Genomic DNA, 1,725 nt, shown 5'->3' on the forward strand with positions numbered 1-1,725 from the left:
GAAGTGAATATTATGACAATTTTAAAACCTAAAGATGTCGCTGATCGTTTAGGAATAACCACTAGAACCCTCCAAACATGGGATCGAAAGGGTATTTTTAAAGCTAAGCGCTCTCCTACTAATCGCAGATTCTATACAGAAGATCAAATAAATCAATATTTGAGCCAAAATAGTCTAAGCTCAAATAAAAAACAAGTTGCTTATGCCAGAGTATCAACTTATGGTCAAAAAGATGACTTAAAAGATCAATTAAGCTATATTCGACAATACGCTAATGCACAAGGTATCGTATTAGACGAAGAAATAAGCGATATTGGCAGCGGCTTAAACTATAAACGGCAAAAATGGAATAATCTTCTAGACGAAGTAATGAACAACAAAATAGATAAAATTTATATTACTTATAAAGATAGATTTATCCGTTTTGGCTATGATTGGTTTGAAAACCTATGTAAAAAGCATGGGACTGAAATAATTGTTTTGAATAATATTGACACTAGTCCTGATAAAGAACTGGTTGATGATCTGATGAGTATAATTCATGTGTTTTCATGCAGACTATATGGCTTAAGAAAGTACAAGAAAAAGATTAGAGGCGAGTACTTAAATGACGATCAAGACACAAGTAGTTAAGCTAAAAGTTAATAAGACCATGCAAAAGCATCTTGATGCTCTATGCGACTATCGTCGATACTGCTGGAATAAAGGCTTAGAAACTTGGCAATTAATGTATGAAGCTCATACATTAAACCAAAAAGATAATCCCAGTCCTAACGAACGCAGAGTCCGTGATAAACTAGTCGCAAATAAAGCCGACTGGCAATATGATTTGTCTGCCAGATGTTTACAATTAGCGATTAAAGACTTAGCTAATGCTTGGAAGAACTTCTTTGATAAGTCACAACCTGATTGGGGAATACCTAGTTTTAAATCTAAGAAAGCTCCCAGACAAGGCTTTAAAACTGATAGAGCTAAGATCGTTAATGGTAAGCTTCGCCTTGATCGCCCAAGAAGCATTTCAAAAGAGTCTTGGTTTGATTTAAAAAGCTATGAAGCTCTAAAGATGGATGAAGTCAAAGTAGTAAGTGTCTTCAAAGAAAAAGATAATTATTATGCGGCTCTTCCTTATGAAGAAGAAATTGAACTAAAAGCTAAAACCCAGCAAAAGACAGCAGTTGATGTCAATGTTGGCCACTTTAACTATACCGAGGGGCAAATCAATATTTTGCCTGCTAAATTGCAAAAGCTTTATAAGCGTATTAAGCATTATCAAAGAATGCTGGCACGTAAAAGAGAAGTTAACGGTAAGTTAGCTACAAAATCAAATAATTACTTTGCAGTGAGAACCAAACTGCAAAGAGATTATCGCAAAGCAGCTAATATTCAAAACGATCTATTACAAAAATTTACTACTAAGCTTGTTAATAATTACGATCAAATTGTAATTGAAGATTTGGCAGTCAAAGAAATGATGATGACGCATGTAGCTTCAAAAGGAATGCAGAGATCACTTTTTAGCAAGTTTAGACGAATACTAACTTATAAGTGTGATTGGTATGGCAAAGAATTAATCTTGGCTGATAAAACATGCCCATCAACTCAAAGATGTGCTGCGTGCGGTTATGTCAAAAAAGGCGAGGAAAAGATCACTTTGCAGGGCAATAAAAAGCATGGTACCAAACATAATGAGTATGTCTGTTATGAGTGTGGCTACAAGAATGATCG

General features: G+C 34.7%; 2 protein-coding genes. Both read left to right on the forward strand.

The features are described from left to right. The first annotated feature begins 12 nt into the window (after positions 1-12). A complete protein-coding gene (locus tag JCM1039_RS09950) occupies positions 13-633 on the forward strand; it encodes an IS607 family transposase (RefSeq protein WP_025015620.1) in 621 nt (206 codons plus the stop codon). Then, a partial coding sequence (locus tag JCM1039_RS09955; protein WP_025015621.1) for an RNA-guided endonuclease InsQ/TnpB family protein occupies positions 608-1,725 on the forward strand: 1,118 nt, incomplete at its 3' end. The genes JCM1039_RS09950 and JCM1039_RS09955, both read left to right, overlap by 26 nt.

The sequence above is a fragment of the Lactobacillus kitasatonis DSM 16761 = JCM 1039 genome (assembly GCF_000615285.1).
Lineage (GTDB): Bacteria > Bacillota > Bacilli > Lactobacillales > Lactobacillaceae > Lactobacillus > Lactobacillus kitasatonis.